The sequence below is a fragment of the Bacillus sp. MHSD_36 genome (assembly GCF_030757775.1).
In the GTDB taxonomy this organism is placed as follows: Bacteria; Bacillota; Bacilli; order Bacillales; family Bacillaceae_G; genus Bacillus_A.
Genome location: NZ_JAVBIS010000005.1, coordinates 262,505 through 278,941, shown reverse-complemented (window position 1 = coordinate 278,941; position 16,437 = coordinate 262,505). Strand labels below are relative to the sequence as shown.

Annotated in this window: 18 protein-coding genes and 1 pseudogene; 14 read left to right on the top strand and 5 right to left on the bottom strand. The window is 35.6% G+C overall.

Going from position 1 to position 16,437, the window contains the following annotated elements; genetic code table 11:
- The first annotated feature begins 37 nt into the window (after nt 1–37).
- The 4 genes from Q9B79_RS21345 to Q9B79_RS21330 all read left to right on the top strand — a co-directional run bounded on the left by Q9B79_RS21345 (nt 38) and on the right by Q9B79_RS21330 (nt 2,707).
- A complete protein-coding gene (locus Q9B79_RS21345; protein WP_306187410.1) occupies nt 38–1,102 on the top strand; it encodes a DUF871 domain-containing protein in 1,065 nt (354 codons plus the stop codon).
- 160 nt (nt 1,103–1,262) lie between these two features.
- A complete protein-coding gene (locus tag Q9B79_RS21340) occupies nt 1,263–1,667 on the top strand; it encodes a DoxX family protein (RefSeq protein ID WP_001077751.1) in 405 nt (134 codons plus the stop codon).
- 153 nt (nt 1,668–1,820) lie between these two features.
- Nucleotides 1,821–2,222, top strand: a complete 402-nt coding sequence (locus tag Q9B79_RS21335; RefSeq protein ID WP_306187391.1) for a nuclear transport factor 2 family protein — start codon at nt 1,821–1,823, stop codon at nt 2,220–2,222.
- Nucleotides 2,222–2,707, top strand: coding sequence for a PRK06770 family protein (locus tag Q9B79_RS21330; RefSeq protein ID WP_306187388.1), 486 nt, complete (start codon nt 2,222–2,224; stop codon nt 2,705–2,707). Before Q9B79_RS21335 ends, Q9B79_RS21330 begins: the two co-directional genes overlap by 1 nt.
- A 34-nt stretch (nt 2,708–2,741) precedes the next feature.
- Here the strand turns inward: Q9B79_RS21330 and Q9B79_RS21325 are convergent, their stop codons facing one another.
- Entirely contained in the window at nt 2,742–3,653 is a 912-nt protein-coding gene (locus Q9B79_RS21325) for a DMT family transporter (RefSeq protein ID WP_306187386.1), read from the bottom strand.
- Between the two features lie 205 nt (nt 3,654–3,858).
- Between Q9B79_RS21325 and Q9B79_RS21320 the strand changes: the two genes are divergently transcribed.
- From Q9B79_RS21320 to Q9B79_RS21295, 6 genes are all read left to right on the top strand, one after another.
- Nucleotides 3,859–4,353, top strand: a complete 495-nt coding sequence (locus tag Q9B79_RS21320; RefSeq protein ID WP_088232423.1) for an Lrp/AsnC family transcriptional regulator — start codon at nt 3,859–3,861, stop codon at nt 4,351–4,353.
- Between the two features lie 128 nt (nt 4,354–4,481).
- Nucleotides 4,482–4,937, top strand: a complete 456-nt coding sequence (locus Q9B79_RS21315; protein ID WP_306187382.1) for an N-acetyltransferase — start codon at nt 4,482–4,484, stop codon at nt 4,935–4,937.
- Nucleotides 4,938–5,280: 343 nt separating this feature from the next.
- Nucleotides 5,281–5,625 (top strand): DMT family transporter, encoded by a 345-nt coding sequence (locus tag Q9B79_RS21310; protein WP_306187380.1) that lies wholly within the window; start codon nt 5,281–5,283, stop codon nt 5,623–5,625.
- Nucleotides 5,626–5,627: 2 nt separating this feature from the next.
- On the top strand, nt 5,628–5,942 hold the full coding sequence (locus tag Q9B79_RS21305; RefSeq protein ID WP_000539670.1) for a DMT family transporter: 315 nt from the start codon (nt 5,628–5,630) through the stop codon (nt 5,940–5,942).
- Nucleotides 5,943–6,071: 129 nt separating this feature from the next.
- Nucleotides 6,072–6,650 carry a TetR/AcrR family transcriptional regulator gene (locus Q9B79_RS21300; RefSeq protein WP_016716563.1) on the top strand — a complete coding sequence of 193 codons (579 nt, stop codon included), beginning with the start codon at nt 6,072–6,074 and terminating at the stop codon, nt 6,648–6,650.
- A 211-nt stretch (nt 6,651–6,861) separates the two neighbouring features.
- The gene (locus Q9B79_RS21295; protein ID WP_306187378.1) at nt 6,862–8,064 is read left to right on the top strand and encodes an MFS transporter; all 1,203 of its coding nucleotides are present in this window, start codon (nt 6,862–6,864) and stop codon (nt 8,062–8,064) included.
- 33 nt (nt 8,065–8,097) lie between these two features.
- On the opposite strand, the pseudogene Q9B79_RS21290 reads toward Q9B79_RS21295, so the two are convergent.
- Together Q9B79_RS21290 and yetL are read right to left on the bottom strand one after the other, a co-directional pair.
- Nucleotides 8,098–8,399: pseudogene (locus tag Q9B79_RS21290) on the bottom strand (winged helix-turn-helix transcriptional regulator).
- A gap of 152 nt (nt 8,400–8,551) precedes the next feature.
- Entirely contained in the window at nt 8,552–9,055 is a 504-nt protein-coding gene (gene yetL, locus Q9B79_RS21285) for a transcriptional regulator YetL (protein ID WP_306187376.1), read from the bottom strand.
- Between the two features lie 159 nt (nt 9,056–9,214).
- On the opposite strand from yetL, the gene Q9B79_RS21280 reads away from it, so the two are divergent.
- Complete coding sequence (locus Q9B79_RS21280) at nt 9,215–10,324, top strand: FAD-dependent oxidoreductase (protein ID WP_306187375.1); 1,110 nt, start codon at nt 9,215–9,217, stop codon at nt 10,322–10,324.
- Between the two features lie 52 nt (nt 10,325–10,376).
- The gene (locus Q9B79_RS21275) at nt 10,377–11,819 is read left to right on the top strand and encodes a DHA2 family efflux MFS transporter permease subunit (protein WP_306187373.1); all 1,443 of its coding nucleotides are present in this window, start codon (nt 10,377–10,379) and stop codon (nt 11,817–11,819) included.
- A gap of 250 nt (nt 11,820–12,069) precedes the next feature.
- Here the strand turns inward: Q9B79_RS21275 and Q9B79_RS21270 are convergent, their stop codons facing one another.
- Nucleotides 12,070–13,011, bottom strand: coding sequence for an alpha/beta hydrolase (locus tag Q9B79_RS21270; protein WP_306187371.1), 942 nt, complete (start codon nt 13,009–13,011; stop codon nt 12,070–12,072).
- A 533-nt stretch (nt 13,012–13,544) separates the two neighbouring features.
- The gene (locus Q9B79_RS21265) at nt 13,545–14,129 is read right to left on the bottom strand and encodes a TetR/AcrR family transcriptional regulator (protein ID WP_306187369.1); all 585 of its coding nucleotides are present in this window, start codon (nt 14,127–14,129) and stop codon (nt 13,545–13,547) included.
- 157 nt (nt 14,130–14,286) lie between these two features.
- On the opposite strand from Q9B79_RS21265, the gene Q9B79_RS21260 reads away from it, so the two are divergent.
- Both Q9B79_RS21260 and Q9B79_RS21255 read left to right on the top strand, forming a co-directional pair.
- Nucleotides 14,287–15,513, top strand: coding sequence for a cytochrome P450 (locus Q9B79_RS21260; RefSeq protein ID WP_306187367.1), 1,227 nt, complete (start codon nt 14,287–14,289; stop codon nt 15,511–15,513).
- Nucleotides 15,514–15,701: 188 nt separating this feature from the next.
- Nucleotides 15,702–16,256, top strand: a complete 555-nt coding sequence (locus Q9B79_RS21255) for a TetR/AcrR family transcriptional regulator (protein ID WP_000064560.1) — start codon at nt 15,702–15,704, stop codon at nt 16,254–16,256.
- The last annotated feature ends 181 nt before the right edge of the window (nt 16,257–16,437 follow it).

Genomic DNA, 16,437 nt, shown 5'->3' with positions numbered 1-16,437 from the left:
CCTTTCTCTTTTTCTATTCATAGAAAGGGAGATTCATATGATCGGAGTTTCAATTTACCTTGCAAAAGAACGAGTAAAGAAACAAGAAGGATGGCTAAAAGTAGTGAAGGAAAACGGGTTTTCATCTATTTTTACATCACTTCACATTCCTGAAGATGACCCTGGTACGTATAAAGAGCTAATTCAAATACTTGGGAAACAAGCTCTTGAAAACGACATGGAATTAATGGTCGATGTTTCTCCAAAATCGTTATACCATTTAGGGATGACGTATGAAAATGTGGAGGAGTTATTGGACTGGGGCATTACAGGCTTAAGAATGGACTACGGCATCAAGCCGAAAGAAATCGCACGCGTATCTCACAAGATGAAAGTAGCTTTAAATGCGAGCACGATTACAGATTCATTTTGGAAAGAGTTAATCATAGAACATATAAAGATAGAGAATGTAGAAGCGTGGCATAATTTTTACCCGCGCCCAGAAACAGGACTAGCAAAATCATTCTTACAAAAACAAAACGCATACTTACATGAGTGTGGAATAAAAACGATGGCATTTATTCCGGGAGATGGTGAAAAACGGGGTCCGTTATGTGAAGGTTTACCAACGTTAGAAAAGCACCGCAATATGCGCCCGCTTGAAGCGTACTTAGAACTTGTACAAGATTGTGGTGTCGATAAGGTGTTAATCGGGGATATAAGCGGAAGTATAGAAAGTGTACAAGAAATAGCGAGTGCGAGTAGAGGAATTATTCCGCTGCGATACGAGCCATTGATAGAGAAAAGTGAAGTGTTAAAAATGGTAGAACAAGTGCATACAAATAGACTAGATCCAGCGCGTGATGTCATTCGTTCTGTACAATCACGAGAAGAAAATAAAATCGTGTTACAGCCAATGCAAACAATTGCAAGGAAGAAAGGCAGCATTACAATTGATAATGAATTGTACGGTAGATATGCAGGAGAGATGCAAGTTGCCAAACATGACTTGCCTGTAGATGAGAAAGTGAATGTTGTTGGGATGGTTGTAGAAGAGGACTTGTCTTTATTGCCGTATGTTGGCGCTGGAAAAATGTTTCAACTTTTTTGTGCAATAGAGTAAAAGCTTGAATTAGCACTATTCTGTAGGAAAACATTATCCGTAAAAGGGATAATGTTTTTTGTTTTCTTAAAAAAAGTATTTGACGAATGAAATGAAATACCGTATTGTTTTGATTTGTAAATAAAAGTTCACCATAACAAAACAAAAAGGAGAGTTCAAAATGAACCAATATATTGGGAATTTAATTATTCGTATCGTGTTAGGAGTGACATTCTTTGCGCACGGTTTAGCGAAGTTTCAATCAGGTATCGATAACGTAGCAGGATGGTTTACAAGCATTGGCTTACCAGGTGGTCTTGCCTACGGTGTAGCAACAGTTGAATTAGTTGGTGGTATATTATTAATTATCGGTTTAGGCGTACGATATGTAGGATTGTTATTCGCTCTTATTTTAGCTGGAGCTATCGTAAAGGTAAATGGAGCAGCAGGTTTATTAGGAGATGGAAAGAATCCAGGATATGAATTAGATCTTGCATTATTATCAATGGGTGCGTATTTATTCGTTGTAAAAGCAGAAGGATATGTAGATCGTTTCTTAAAAGAGAAAGTAATGAAAACGAAGTAAACTTATTTATAAATTGTTGACTTGAATCATTAATGTAACTATAATGATTACAACATGTAGATTAAGAATAAAACAATTTAATTTTTTTTGCACAAGGTGTAACGTAATTGGTTACATCTTGTGCAAAAAATAAATAAAACGGGAGGAAGTAACATGCTTAAATCAAATTTAGAAGTGATTCGAAGTACATATGAAGGATCAGCTTCTTCGAATGCAAAACATTTAGTAGAAGCCCTCTCTGAAAAAGTAGAATGGACAGAGGCAGAAGGATTCCCATACGGGGGAACTTATATAGGGATAGAAGCAATAATGAAAAATGTATTTAGCCGATTAGGATCAGAATGGGATGATTATAAAGCGAGTGTAAATATGTACCATGAAGTAAGCGGAAAAGATGTGATTATTGCTGAGGGTGTTTATTCAGGAGTTTATAAAGAAACGGGAAAATCATTTGAAGCAGATTTTGTTCATGTATGGCAACTGGAGAACGGAAAAATCGTGAAGTTTAAGCAGTATGTAGATAGTCATCTTGTTAGGGAAGCGATGAAGAGCTAATGCTTTTTAAATGGATCGTAGGTATGTGCATTACAATTATAGTAATTTTCTCGTCTATAGTTGGCGGAAAGAAACTGCTTGCATATGTGGAAAAAGAAAATAAAAATATTCAAACCCAGCAAGTGGCAAACGAAAAAGAGAAGAGAGTTGCAGAAGAATCTCCACAAGTTAGTGAAGGTGAAATTATTTCTACTATGCACAAAATGGTACACCAAAAGGTAAAATCCTCTGAAAAATGGGGATTTGTAGAAATGACAAACAAGGAAATTTCTAATGTGAAAAGAGATATTGAAAATAGTACAGGTTTTCAATATAAAATGAGGTTATTTTCTATTATAAATAGATGGGAAAAAGGAGATTTTTCTCAAACTGTTGAGGAACACAACTTCTTATGGAGCCTTCAAGGTGGAGATACTGGTAAGGCAACTGAACGTTTATCACCAGAAGAGGAAAAGCAGTATATAAAAGAAATGAAGAATAAATAAAAACATCGCCAACTTAGATGACGATGTTTTTTCATTAAGAATGTTTTCGTATTAAAGCTCCAGTTGGCTGAACAGCAACTGTTTTGAAATGAGAAAATAAATAACATCCTGTTACAACGATCATTGTCCCTAAAATTTGAATCCACGTTAATTCTTCTCCGAGGAAAAGGAATGCTAAAATAGCTGTGAAAATGGGATTGAAGTTTAGAAAAATGCCAGATGTAGTTGCTCCTAATTTTTGTACGCCAACATTCCAAAATACCATACAAAGAACTGTGGAAATAAGCCCAGTATATAAAAGTGATGTTATAAAAGAAGTGTTGATATTTGTAACAGTGAAGCTCCCTATGTTAAATGGCAGTAATAAAATAACGCCGAAAATACCAGAGTATAATGTCGCCATGAGTGGTGTCGTTGTTTTTGTTGCCCATTTACTACAAACAGAATAGATTCCCCAAATACAAACTGCTGCAATCATCCATAAATCGCCGCTATTAAAATGTAGTGAAAATAAAAGGGCAAAGTTACCTTTTAATAGAACGAGAACAACCCCGAAGAATGAAAGAATCATAGATAAAATTTGAAGTGTATTTACTTTTTCTTTTAGAAATAAGACGGAAAATAATGCGATAGAAATTGCGTTTAATGTAGAAATAAGCCCTACATTTGTTGCGGATGTTTTTTCTAATGCCAAAAATTGAAAGATGTTAAAAAGAGCAACCCCTGAACTTCCCATCAATATTAACGGAAGTATGGCAGCACGTGGTGGAATGATTTTCTTCTCTTTAAACCATACCATCGGTAATAAACAAACGATCGCAATCATCCATCTTAAACTTGTAAGTGTCATTGGAGACGCGTGATCAACGAGTGATTTTCCAACGACGAAATTTCCTCCCCATAATAAGCTCGTTAGTAATAGTAAAAAGACATAAAAATAAGGCATATTAAAATCCCCTTTGTTATAATCAATGTGAATTGTAAATAATTTTAGCATTTTTCTTCTGTATGTAATATATTCTTTTGTATAAAGAATAAAAGTCGATAAAATATTTTGTTTAAGGTATTGTTTGCGGAATGATATTCAGTTTTGTATAAGTTGTAAGGTGTTTTTTCGAATAATCATCGGTAAGAAAAAAGGGGGAATTATAATGGAGTCGTCTGTTATTAAAGTGTTGGATGATTTAGATGTACAAATTTTAGATATATTGCAGAAGGAGTCACAAGTAAGTAATGCAGAGCTTGCGCGACGCGTTAATTTATCACCGGCTGCGATGCATGCAAGAATAAAAAGGTTAGATGGGGAAGGTTTCATCGATAAGCAAGTTGCGATTTTAAATCAAGAAAAGCTTGGGTTTGATTTATTATGCTTTATTTTTATGAGTACGAATATTCATCAATCGGATAAACTTGAAGTGTTGGAAAAAGAATTAGAATCGATGCCGGAAGTGTTAGAATGTCACTGTTTAACAGGAGAGTACGATTATTTATTAAAGGTTGCAAATCGTGATCGTAAAGAACTAGAGCAGTTTATTAGAAAGCTGAATAAGCTTGGTATTACACGTATACAGACGAGTTTGGCACTTCGTGAAATTAAATATTCGACGGTATTGCCGATACGAAATGAGGAACCAAGCATTGATTAGATTGCTTGGTTTTTTGTTTGTATAAAGTGATTGACGAGGAGAAAAGAGAGATGTATTATTATATAAAATTATGAATTAAAATTCATTTAGGTTTATAAATATTAATATTGAGGGTAAGGGGATAGAATATGAAAATCTTTAGCGCAGTTACGAGTGATGTGAAAGAAATTTATAGTCTTATTGAGATTTACGCAAAAGAGGGAGTGGTTTTACCGCGTTCTCTTTTATCTCTCTATCAATACTTACAATGTTTATATGTTATGAAAGATGAAGAAGAAATTGTTGGAGTTGCTGGTTTACATGTATTAGGGGAGGACCTAGCAGAAGTCCGGTCGTTAGTCGTTTCGCATACATATGCAGGGAAAGGGATTGGACGTATGTTAGTAAACCATGTAATAAATGAGGCAGCGAAAATAAAAGTGAGTAGAGTTATTTCTTTAACATATGAAACGGAATTTTTTCAAAAGTGCGGGTTTGATTTTGTGAATAGAGATGCATTGCCAGAGAAAGTATGGATTGATTGTAGGCATTGTCCAAAGGTTGATTATTGTGATGAGGTGGCGATGGTTCGGTATGTTGGGTGAAACTAATGCAAAAAAGAGCAGCTAGCAAAAGCTAACTGCTCTATTCAAGGGATCTCTCCAAGGGGGAGTGGAGAAAATATTATGTTACTAGCAGTATTGACAGATTATTAGGAAATATACAAATCAGATGAAATAAATTTTTGGCATTGACAGTTTTTAAAATATTCATGTACAATATTTATGAATGACATTCAGTCATTTTTGTAACAGGATGTCATTTACTTGGAAACGGAACAAATATAAATGGTAAATGAGGATGATAGTTGTTTATATATAGTAGTGATGAAGGAGTATATTTTTCAAAACAAAAATGACTGATAGTCAGTCATAAGAGGTGAGAGGTATGAAGAATAGAGCTTGGTTATATGTCATATTAACATGTATCTTTGAAATTTTTTGGGTGTTTGGTTTTAATACGGCCGATACTTGGTGGCATTGGATTATTATTTTAGGCGTTATCGCTGTTGATTTTCACTTCCTTTCTAAGGCGTGTGAGCATCTTGCAACAGGGACTGTATATGCCATTTTCGCCGGAGCTGGTACGGTAGGTACTTTCTTAATGGATGTATTCCTTTTCGGCGGAAGTTTCAGTGTAGGGAAATTATTCTTTATCGTGATGGTTATAGCGGGCGTTATCGGTTTAAAGCTAGCTGATAATAAAGAAGAAACTATGGAAGGAGCTGCTTAAAGATGGGTTGGTTTTTCGTATTTTGTGCTGCAATTAGTGAAATAGTCGGTGTGATCGGTCTAAAAATGTATAGTAAAGATAAAACGTTAGCAAATGGTGCGATTTATATAGGCGGATTTGCTACATCCTTCGCATTCTTGTATACATCTTTCTTATTCTTACAAGTCAGTGTCGCGTATGCGGTTTGGATTGGTATTGGAACAGCAGGTGCCGTTTTATTAAACATGTTCCTGTTTGGTGAGTCGAAAAGTAAAGCACGTATCATTAGTGTGGCTCTTATTGTATGTGGAGTGACAGGATTAAAAGCTCTTTCGTAAAGATATACTGTATCTCCTAACAAGTTGTTAGGAGATTTTTATTATACAAAGTACACGATCATTGACAGTACAGCTAGTTATTTTATAAAATGAGTGACAGTCATTCAATACGCGTGTGAAAGGGTTCAGATGATGAATAAAAAAGAGAAAATTGTCTATGCAGCTATTGAAGTGTTTCAGGAAAAAGGCGTTGAAAAAACGAAGATTTCTGATATCGTGAAATTGGCTGGCATTGCACAAGGAACTTTCTATTTATATTTTCCTTCTAAGTTATCTGTTATGCCTGCAATAGCAGAAGTGATGGTTGAGAAGATGATCCTTGCAGTGAAAGAAAAAGTGCAAAACGATGCGCCTTTTTCAAGTAAAGTTACGCAAGTAATAGATGCGGTGTTTCACTTCATAGCGGAATATCGTGAAATACAAGCTTTAATGTATGCAGGTCTTGCATCTACGGAACATATAAAAGAATGGGAAGCTGTGTATGAGCCTCTTTATATGTGGCTAAGTGAATTTTTAAGTGGGGCGAAAGAAGCTGGTGAAATTCGTGATTCGGTTCACGCAGAGCGAACAGCGAAGTTATTTATTGCTCTAGTTGAATCAGCAGCGGAACAAGTTTATTTATATGATCATAAAGATGATGAGCAAGTCGAGCTACAAAAGGCAGAAGTACTAGATTTTTTAACACATGCACTACATATAAAGAAGTAGTAAGATGAACCTGTCTGAGAAGGTAGGTTCATTTTTGAGGACAAATGAATGATAGTCATTCACTTAATACTTATGTATGTGTGGAAGGATAGAGTGAAATTCTAATGAGTGGAGGCATCTCTACTCATGATTAGCCCACAAATAGCAGGATAAAGAAAAAGCTTCTTGGGCATTATTTTTTGAGAGGAGCTTACGGGAAGAGGTGTTAAAAGTGAAGAAACCGATAAAAGAACAAAAGATGGTACTGGTCATTCTTTTGAGTAATATATTTATCGCTTTTTTAGGGATTGGATTAATCATTCCGGTTATGCCGTCCTTTATGAATGATATGCATTTAACAGGGAAGACAATGGGTTACCTCGTTGCAGTGTTTGCAATGGCTCAGCTCATTTCGTCACCTATTACAGGCCGGTGGGTCGATCTTTACGGTAGAAAGAAAATAATCATTATTGGCTTATTTATTTTTGGTGTTTCAGAACTTCTTTTTGGATTAGGAAAAGATGTGTGGATGCTTTATGTAGCACGGGTGTTAGGCGGAATTAGTGCTGCGTTTGTTATGCCTGGTGTTACGGCATATGTTGCTGATATTACCTCTATGCAAGAACGTCCAAAGGCGATGGGATATTTATCTGCAGCAATTAGTACGGGGTTTATTATAGGGCCTGGAATTGGCGGATTTATTGCGGAATACGGTATACGTGTGCCGTTTTTCGTTGCAGCAGCAATTGCCTTTATAGCATGTGTCATTTCGATCTTTATTTTGAAAGAACCGTTAACGAAAGAAGAGCTTGCAGAGATTTCTTCTAATACGAAAGAATCAAGCTTTATTGGTGATTTAAAGAAATCATTACATCCAATGTATGCAATTGCATTTATCATCGTATTTGTACTTGCATTCGGTTTATCGGCGTATGAAACGGTGTTTAGTTTGTTTTCTGATCATAAGTTTGGATTCACACCGAAAGATATCGCGGCAATTATTACAATTAGTTCAATCTTTGGGGTAGTTGTGCAAGTATTTATGTTTGGTAAATTGGTTGATATATTCGGGGAAAAAGTATTAATTCAAATCTGTTTAATTGTAGGTGCAGTATTAGCGTTCGTTTCAACTGTAGTCTTTAATTATTGGATTGTACTTCTCGTTACTTGCTTTATTTTCCTTGCATTTGATTTGCTTCGCCCAGCTTTAACGACGTTTTTATCAAAAGCAGCCGGAAAAGAGCAAGGATTCGTTGCTGGTATGAACTCGACTTATACGAGTTTAGGAAATATCGCAGGACCAGCGATGGGCGGAATATTATTTGATATGAATATTCATTATCCATATGCATTTTCAGGAGTTGTCTTAATAGTTGGTCTCGCTATTACATTTATGTGGAGAGAGAAACAGTTAGCTGAAAGTTTTGCGAAGTAATAAAACCCCTTACGACGGTAAGGGGTTTTTGTTTTATAAGCTTAATCCAAACCGTTTTAATTCAATAAATATGCCCTCTAATTGCTTTCCTTTATCCGTTAATGTGTACTCTACGCGAGGCGGAACTACTGGATATACTTTTCTCGTGATAATGTTTTCGGACTAATCCCATCCATTGATTTTTGTAAATCACTAAAGCGTAATGTTACTTCGATAAGAAGGTCACGGATGATTAAAAACGTCCATTTTGTACGAATTACATCAAGCGTTTTAGCGATAGGACAAGGTATGCCAGGTAAACCTTTCGTTAATTCAACTGGATTTATAGCGTTCATGGAACTAGCCTCACCGCCATCAACCTAAGAAATACAAATGCCCCCAAAACGAAAAAATGAATATTTTATTACAAGTTAGTACAAAATTTCGTTCTGGGGATACTATAAAATTTCAGCTGAATAACGATGTGGCGGGACCCAAAAAATGCGTTTTACTCTTTAAACACGCTCAGTTTTTCGAATAGATCTCCCAGGATACTGATAAACATTTCTTTTTCCTCATCGCTGTAGTTTTCCATTACCGCAGAGATTTTACTGAAATGACCGGGTAGAAATTGTTTCAGTTGTTCTTTTCCCTCTTTTGTCAGTTCAATGCTGATTTTTCGTTTATCCTTATTTTGATGCGTGCGGCTAACAAAACCGTCCCTCACCAGCCCGTCCAGCAAACCTGTAATCGTTGCTTTCGTGACGTTTGATTGCTTTGCAAGTTCTGTCGGACTTAACGAGTGGTCTTTTGCGTCAAAGAGTAGCATCAGGATTTTGAATTTTCCTTCAGACAGCCCTCTGCCTGCAAAGTAACGCTCCATCACATGATTCATTTTTTTTGATATATCAAATAGAGATAAAAACAATTCAAGAGAACTAGCATCTATATTGGAATACGTCTCGGTGTGTTCTGTTAAATATTTATATTTAGGTAAATGTTTTAATTCCATTAAAATAAGCTCCCGTTCGTTCGTTATGACACGATTATAAAGGAGTTAATATCATAATACAACCTGACTTAAAGATGATTGACAATTTTTCTGAGGATATAGTAAAGTAATGTAGTTAGGCGCCTAACTATATTCGAAGAACTAAAAGGGGTTATTTATATGAAACATATTTTGATAGCTGGTGGGGGAATTGGCGGATTGTCAGCGTCTATTTCCCTTAGCAAAGTAGGATTTTCTGTTACCTTGTGCGAAGCGGCTTTAGAAAATCGCAAAACCGGTGCGGGGATTCTCATGCCGCAAAACGCACTGGCTGTCTTGAAAGAATTGGACGTATTCGAAGAGTGTTGTGAACATGGCTTTCAAACAAAATGGCTTAAAACATTTGATGCACAGGGGAATCTGCAGTTTCAAGTGAGTGAATCCTTTTTAGACGACACACTTCCAGGGCGCAATAATATCCCGCGAAAAACATTAAGTGATATTCTCATCAAGCATGCTGATGCAGCGGGTGTAGATATCAAGTGGGGGAAAAAGGTTGTTGCTTATGAAGAAACGGCTGAATCGGTCTCTGCCATATTTGACGACGGAGAAAAGATAAAGGCTGATATTTTAGTAGGTTTTGACGGCATCCATTCAACTGTAAGGAATATGATGCTGCAAAAGGAAATAGAAAAGGAGCATCTCGGTATGGGGGCGTGGCGATTTTATTTCGAGCTTCCTGATTACAAATTCGAGGACTCGTCATTGATGTATATAAGCGGAGAAACGCAAATCGGCGTCGTACCATTAGCCGAGCGCGCCGGCTATGTCTTTGTGCTCCAGCCTTGCGCCAGCGATTACTGGGATGAGGAAGATACCCGGTTTAATAGAGTCAAAGAGATTCTCTTAGGCTTTCCGGGACTTGATTTTATTACAAAGCATATGTCAAAAGATTATCCTGTTATTTTTAACAAATTGGAGCAAGTCGCAGTGCAAGAGCCATGGTACAAAGGCCGCGTCGTCATTGGAGGGGACGCCGCCCACGTCGGAGCTCCGACTCTTGCACAAGGAGGAGCCATGGCTATTGAGGATGCAATCGTTCTCGCCGAAGAGCTCAAAAACAATAATGACATTGAAGCTGCATTTCAGGCATACTTCGAAAGAAGAGCACCAAGAGCGCTCAAAGTCCAGAATCTATCCTCAGAAATCGTCCGTCGTAGGCTGAAAGGCCAGACGGGAATAGAAGAGCTGATTTGGGAGTGCCACGAGGTGTTAAGGGAAGATTATTAAAATCGAAAATTCAAATAAAAGAATTAGGTAAGAGAGAGGAAGACAATTTAATATGGGGAATCAACAAACAACAGCAGAAAACTCTAACATCAGAGCTCTGCCGATTATTACGTCATTTCTTATTGCTGGATTTATCGGCTTGTTTAGTGAAACAGCCTTAAATATGGCGTTAAAAGATTTAATTACAGGTTTTGATATTCTAGAGACAACAGCACAGTGGCTGACAACCGGCTACTTATTAACATTAGGAATTCTTGTGCCAATTTCAGGTTTAATTCTTCAATGGTTTACAACAAGACAGCTTTTTATCGCATCTCTTGTATTCTCCATTATCGGAACGTTAATCGGAGCTATTGCACCAACATTTAGCGTACTAATGATTGCCCGCATTGTACAAGCAGTAGGAACAGCTTTACTTTTACCACTTATGTTTAACACCATTCTTGTTATTATTCCACCACATAAGCGTGGAAGAGCTATGGGAATTATCGGGCTTGTCATTATGTTCGCTCCAGCTGTTGGACCAACCGTCTCAGGGTTGATTCTAAAAACGTTAACGTGGCACTGGATTTTTTGGATTTCACTCCCATTATTGATTGTCGCATTAGTATTTGGTATATTCTTCATGCAAAACGTAACAAAACTAACAAAGCCAAGAATCGATATTTTCTCAATCATTCTTTCAACAATTGGTTTTGGCGGTATCGTATTTGGTTTCAGTAGCGCTGGAGAAAGTGGAGGCTGGGGAAGCTCACACGTTATTCTTTCTCTTGTTATTGGAGTCGTTGGATTAATTGCATTTTCCCTTCGTCAAATGAAGATGGATGAGCCAATGTTAGACCTTAAGGCTTTTAAATATCCAATGTTCGTTATTGGACTTCTCTTAATTTTAGTATGCATGATGGTGCTACTTTGTACGATGATGATTTTACCATTATACTTACAAACATCATTAGCGTTATCAACGTTTGCAGCGGGTCTTATGCTTCTACCGGGAGGAATTATTAACGGAATCCTTTCGCCTGTTATGGGGGGATTATTTGACCGTTTTGGTCCTAAATGGTTAGTTATTCCTGGACTTGTCATTGTAGCATGTGCACTGTATGGTTTCTCAACCTTAACATTGGAAACATCTACAGGATTTATTGTTGCACTACACATTGCACTTATGGTTGGAATTTCAATGATTATGATGCCAGCTCAAACAAACGGATTAAATCAGCTGCCACCTGAACTATACCCGCATGGAACAGCGATTATGAACACCTTACAACAAGTTGCTGGTGCTATTGGAACAGCTGTTGGAATTTCAATTCTTTCCTCAGGTTCAAGAAGCTTCCTTCAGACAGTATCTGATAAAGAAAATCCGTTAAACCAAGTTCTGGCCTTTACAAACGGTGTTCAAAATACCTTTATCTTTGCTATCATTGTAGTAATTGTTGGATTAATAATCTCGTTCTTTATCAAAAGAGTCAATGTTGAACAGCGAGCATAATAATAAAAAAGTACTGGCATTGCCAGTACTTTTTTCAGGCTGTGGAGAAAGTCTTCTCCACAGCCTGTTTTTGTGTCTGAGCTTCTTTTTATGTGTCACCACTGATAAAAAGAGGAAAAAGAGAGATTTCTTATGATGGGTTCTTTAATCTATTTCTGGTAATACAGAAAATATTTCTCTTAATTCTGGATGAACTCTATTCTTCATTAAAAATTCTCCTTTATTATGAAATTTTTTGTCGCTACCGTAGTTACTTTCTTGCGAAACCAGTTTTAACTGCTCGTACATAATCATTCCAAGCGTGAATAGATATATCAGTATCCGGATGCATCATTTCGAACCCATGATAAGCCCCAGGATATAAATGGAACTCGACATCAACACCAGCTTCTGCAAGTTTGGTTACATAGGTTAATGTTTCACTACGGAATGGGTCCAATTGACCAACACATGTGTAGGTACGTGGCAAATTACGATAATCTTCTGCTCGAGCAGCGGCTGCATAAGCAGGAATATGATCCGTTCCATGTAATTCTCCTAAATACATTTTCCAGCCAGCTTCATTTGATTTTTGATTCCAAACAAATCCTTCTTTAATTTCATTGGCAGAAGGTGTGTTATTACGATCATCAATCATTGGATAAAGCGGCATTTGGAAACAAATAGAAGGGTATTGGCGATCACGGGCTAATAATGTTAATGCAGCTGTTAGTCCGCCACCAGCGCTCACTCCTGCAACACCAATTCGATTTGAATCAATGTTCAATGTCTCCGCGTTATCAGCAATCCATTTTAATGCTGCATAACAATCTTCAATTGGAGCTGGATAAGGATGTTCAGGAGCTAAACGGTAATCTACAGAAACGACCATACAGTTAGCCTCTTTTGCAATTTTTACAGCAAGATCATCATTATCATTTATAGATCCCAAGATATACCCGCCACCATGTATCCACAACAGAGCAGGTAAGACTTCATTATTTGATTTTGGACGATAAATTTTTAATCGTAATGGATTCGCATCAGGTCCCTCAATGACCTCATCTGTTACAGAAAGAGTTTCATCAACAATGGTAGGTGGGAAGACTTTTGACGCTTCTTCTCTCATTACTGGCAAACATTCTGGGCGTAAATCTTGATCTGGATACATTTCTAATCCTGGTAATAATGCTGGATTTACTCGGTTCTTCATTTTAAAAACTCCTTTTTATTTTTTATGAAAGGTGAAATATTATTTTTAGAAATATAATTGTAAGCTAGCTATGTATAGCAATTTATCATAGGCATTAGTGGAAAACGATAATCAAAAATGTTTATGTGTATCAAAATGCGACATATATCTCAAAGTGGTTCATTTTTCAATAGATTTTTCACATGTGTTTTGACTGTTATTCTCCTTTTCCGAGGGGATAGGAAACATATCTAATGGGGAATTAACTATCATGAAGTAGATTGATGCGGGATTTATCCCGCTTTAATGGGCAGTAAGATCCCCACCTCAAAATTCAGTGAAAGCAAAGAAGTTAGGTGGGGGATGAAGAAAACCCCCACTGATTAAAGTTTCACTTTATATGTTGTATTATAAAAAAGAAAAAGCATGCCCTTCTCGCAGTATAAAGAAGGGGCATGCTTTTTCTTTTATTCCAGCTGCTTTAACACCTAGAAAAAATAAAACAGAATGAAATGTACAAAATGAAGCAACAAAGCGTAGGGCTTGATTAAAATTTAAGGCTTTAAAGATTTCAATGCTAAATTCATATAAGTATTCATTCTCTGTTCTAGTGAGTATTTTCCAGCTAAAAGACACCAATCTAATATAAGTCCTCTAGCAATTGTAAAAAGATATGTTGTTATTTCTTCTACACTCATATCATTTGTTAATTCTTTTTCAAGTTGTCCTTTGTAAACAAAGCCATTTAGAGCTTCGTAAATGAGTGAAGGCTCATATATAAATGACCTTTTGTTGAAATCGTTAAGAAGATTTATATGTAACTCTAATTTAGTTGTATATTCAGCTATGCATTGGAAGAAAGTTAAAATAGTTGTTTGCATTGTTGTATGTTGATCGATATTTTCTAATTCAACATGTAGGTTTTCTTCAATTTGTTGAAATAATTTTTTATAAATATCCTCTTTGGAAGAGAAATAATGATAAAAAGTTCCTACTGATACATTTGCTTTTTTACAAATATCTTCAATTGTTATATTTTCAAATTTTTTTTCTTTCATTAAATTTAAAAACACTTGAAATATATTGTTCTGTGTTAGTAGAGCTTGTTGTTTTCTATTTGGCAGAGTTTTTTTATACAACGTCTATTCCCCCTTATTTATATATTAACGGATATCTTAAAATCGAAAAAGTAGTTTGAATATTTCGGTTCTTGTTGTATAATCCTCATTACACCGAATGGCATTCGGTGAATATTATTCGGTGTAATAGAATTTTTTTGAGAGGAGATTTATATATATGAAAACACCTTATCAATCAGTTGTTATGATTCCTACAAATAAGTTGATGGGAAAAAAGGCTTTAGAAGATCCGTATAAACCATTTGCATGGTATAAAGAGATGCGAGAAAAGGAGCCTATTTGTTTTAATCATCAGGCAGACATGTGGAATGTTTTTTTGTACGAAGATGTAAAAACTGTCTTAGAGGATAAAGAGTACTTTTCTAATATTATGCCTGAGAAGAAAAAGTCTCCATTTCCACAAAGTATTCTTGGGATGGATCCGCCAAAGCATACGCAAATTCGGTCTATTGTAAATCGGTCTTTCACTCCTAAAGCATTAAGGGAATGGGAACCTAGAATCCAGCAAATCACAAACGATATACTCAATCAATTATCTAATCGTGAAACTTTTGATATTGTTAGAGAGTTATTTTATCCGTTACCAGTTATAGTAATTGCTGAAATGTTAGGTGTTTCTGCTAAGGATATGGAAAGGTTTAAGAGATGGTCTGATATTATCGTAAGTTCACCGAGTCATGATGATTCGGATTATTTGGAAGGATTTTTTAATACACGTTTACAAGCAGAAAATGAATTAGGAGAGTTTTTTGAAGAAATCATACAATCCAATCGAGGGAAATCCAAAAAAGATTCAAATAACATTATTTCTTTATTAGTTCAAAGTGAAGCGGAAAAAAACATTTCAGGAAAAGAAATAGTACCGTTTTGTAAACTACTTTTAGTAGCAGGAAATGAAACAACAACCAATTTACTTGGAAACGCTTTATATTGTTTCATAGAACATCCAAATGTTTATGATCAATTACAACAGGATATATCTCTTATTCCGAAAGCAATTGAAGAAGTATTGCGGTATCGTTCACCAGTTCAAAGAGTTGTACGCAGAGTAAAAAAAGAGATTCAATTAAAAGGGCAAACTTTACAAGTAGACCAAATCATTTCAGCTTGGGTTGGATCAGCTAACCGTGACTCACATCAATTCAAAGGTGCCGATAGTTTTAATATATATCGTAGACGTAATCCTCATCTTACATTTGGACATGGCATCCATTTTTGTTTAGGGGCTCCTCTAGCTAGATTAGAAGCGAAAATTGTATTAACAGAATTAATAAAAAGATATAAATCATTTTCATTTATTGATCAGAACCTCCCTGTTCCTATCTCAAATAGTAGCTCTATATATGGATTACATTCTTTCCCTGTAAAAAGTGAACTAAATTAAACATTTTGGCTCTGGTATATTCGCGCCAGAGCCAAATTTATATGATCCATCTCATTTTCATAAAAGGATTATATTTAGGGGGGAATTCCAGATCATCACTAATTTAGGCATACTAAAAGGAAATAAGGACTAGGAAAACAATTACAAATTCATGCATTACTTAGATTAAATATAGGAGGATACTAAAATTGAGTAATTTCACACGTTTACGCACACAAACCATAATAAAAGATGCGTTTATGGATTTATTAAAAGAAAAAACATTTTCATCCATCACAATTAATCATATTTGTGAAAAAGCAATGATTCATAGAAGCACATTTTACCGTCATTATGAGGATAAATATGAGTTGTTTAGTGACGTGTCAAATTCCATCGCAATAAACCTTTTTGAACAAACAAAAGAAGGTTTGGATTTAGAACATACACTATTTGAGGAAATAATTGAATACATAGATGTTAATCGTGCATTGTTTTTTAATATTACCAGTAAAAATAATAGCCTTGAGTTATACGAAAAATTGATTCGATTTGGTGCAGAAAATTTATATGAAAACTCAATGGAATATAATGATCCGCTTTCGAAAAAAATACAAAACTCAGATTACCCAATGGTACTATGTGATTTCTACTGTAGTGGTTTTTTTGAGATTATAAAAAAATGGTTAAGCAATGAATATTCCTATACAAAAGAAGAATTGATTCAGATTTCTAAGAACTTATTGATAAATGAACCAAATTAAAACAAATGTCTCAATTCGAGACGTATATTATTTTTTGCTCATCGTCTTCCTCAAAAACCTATGATAGATTATTGAACATAGCAAAGGAGGAATGAGTAAGGTTAAAGAGCAAAAAAATTGCTGTTATGCTTTAAAAAACGAATTACGATCTAATATTAAATGAAAATTATATATAATATTC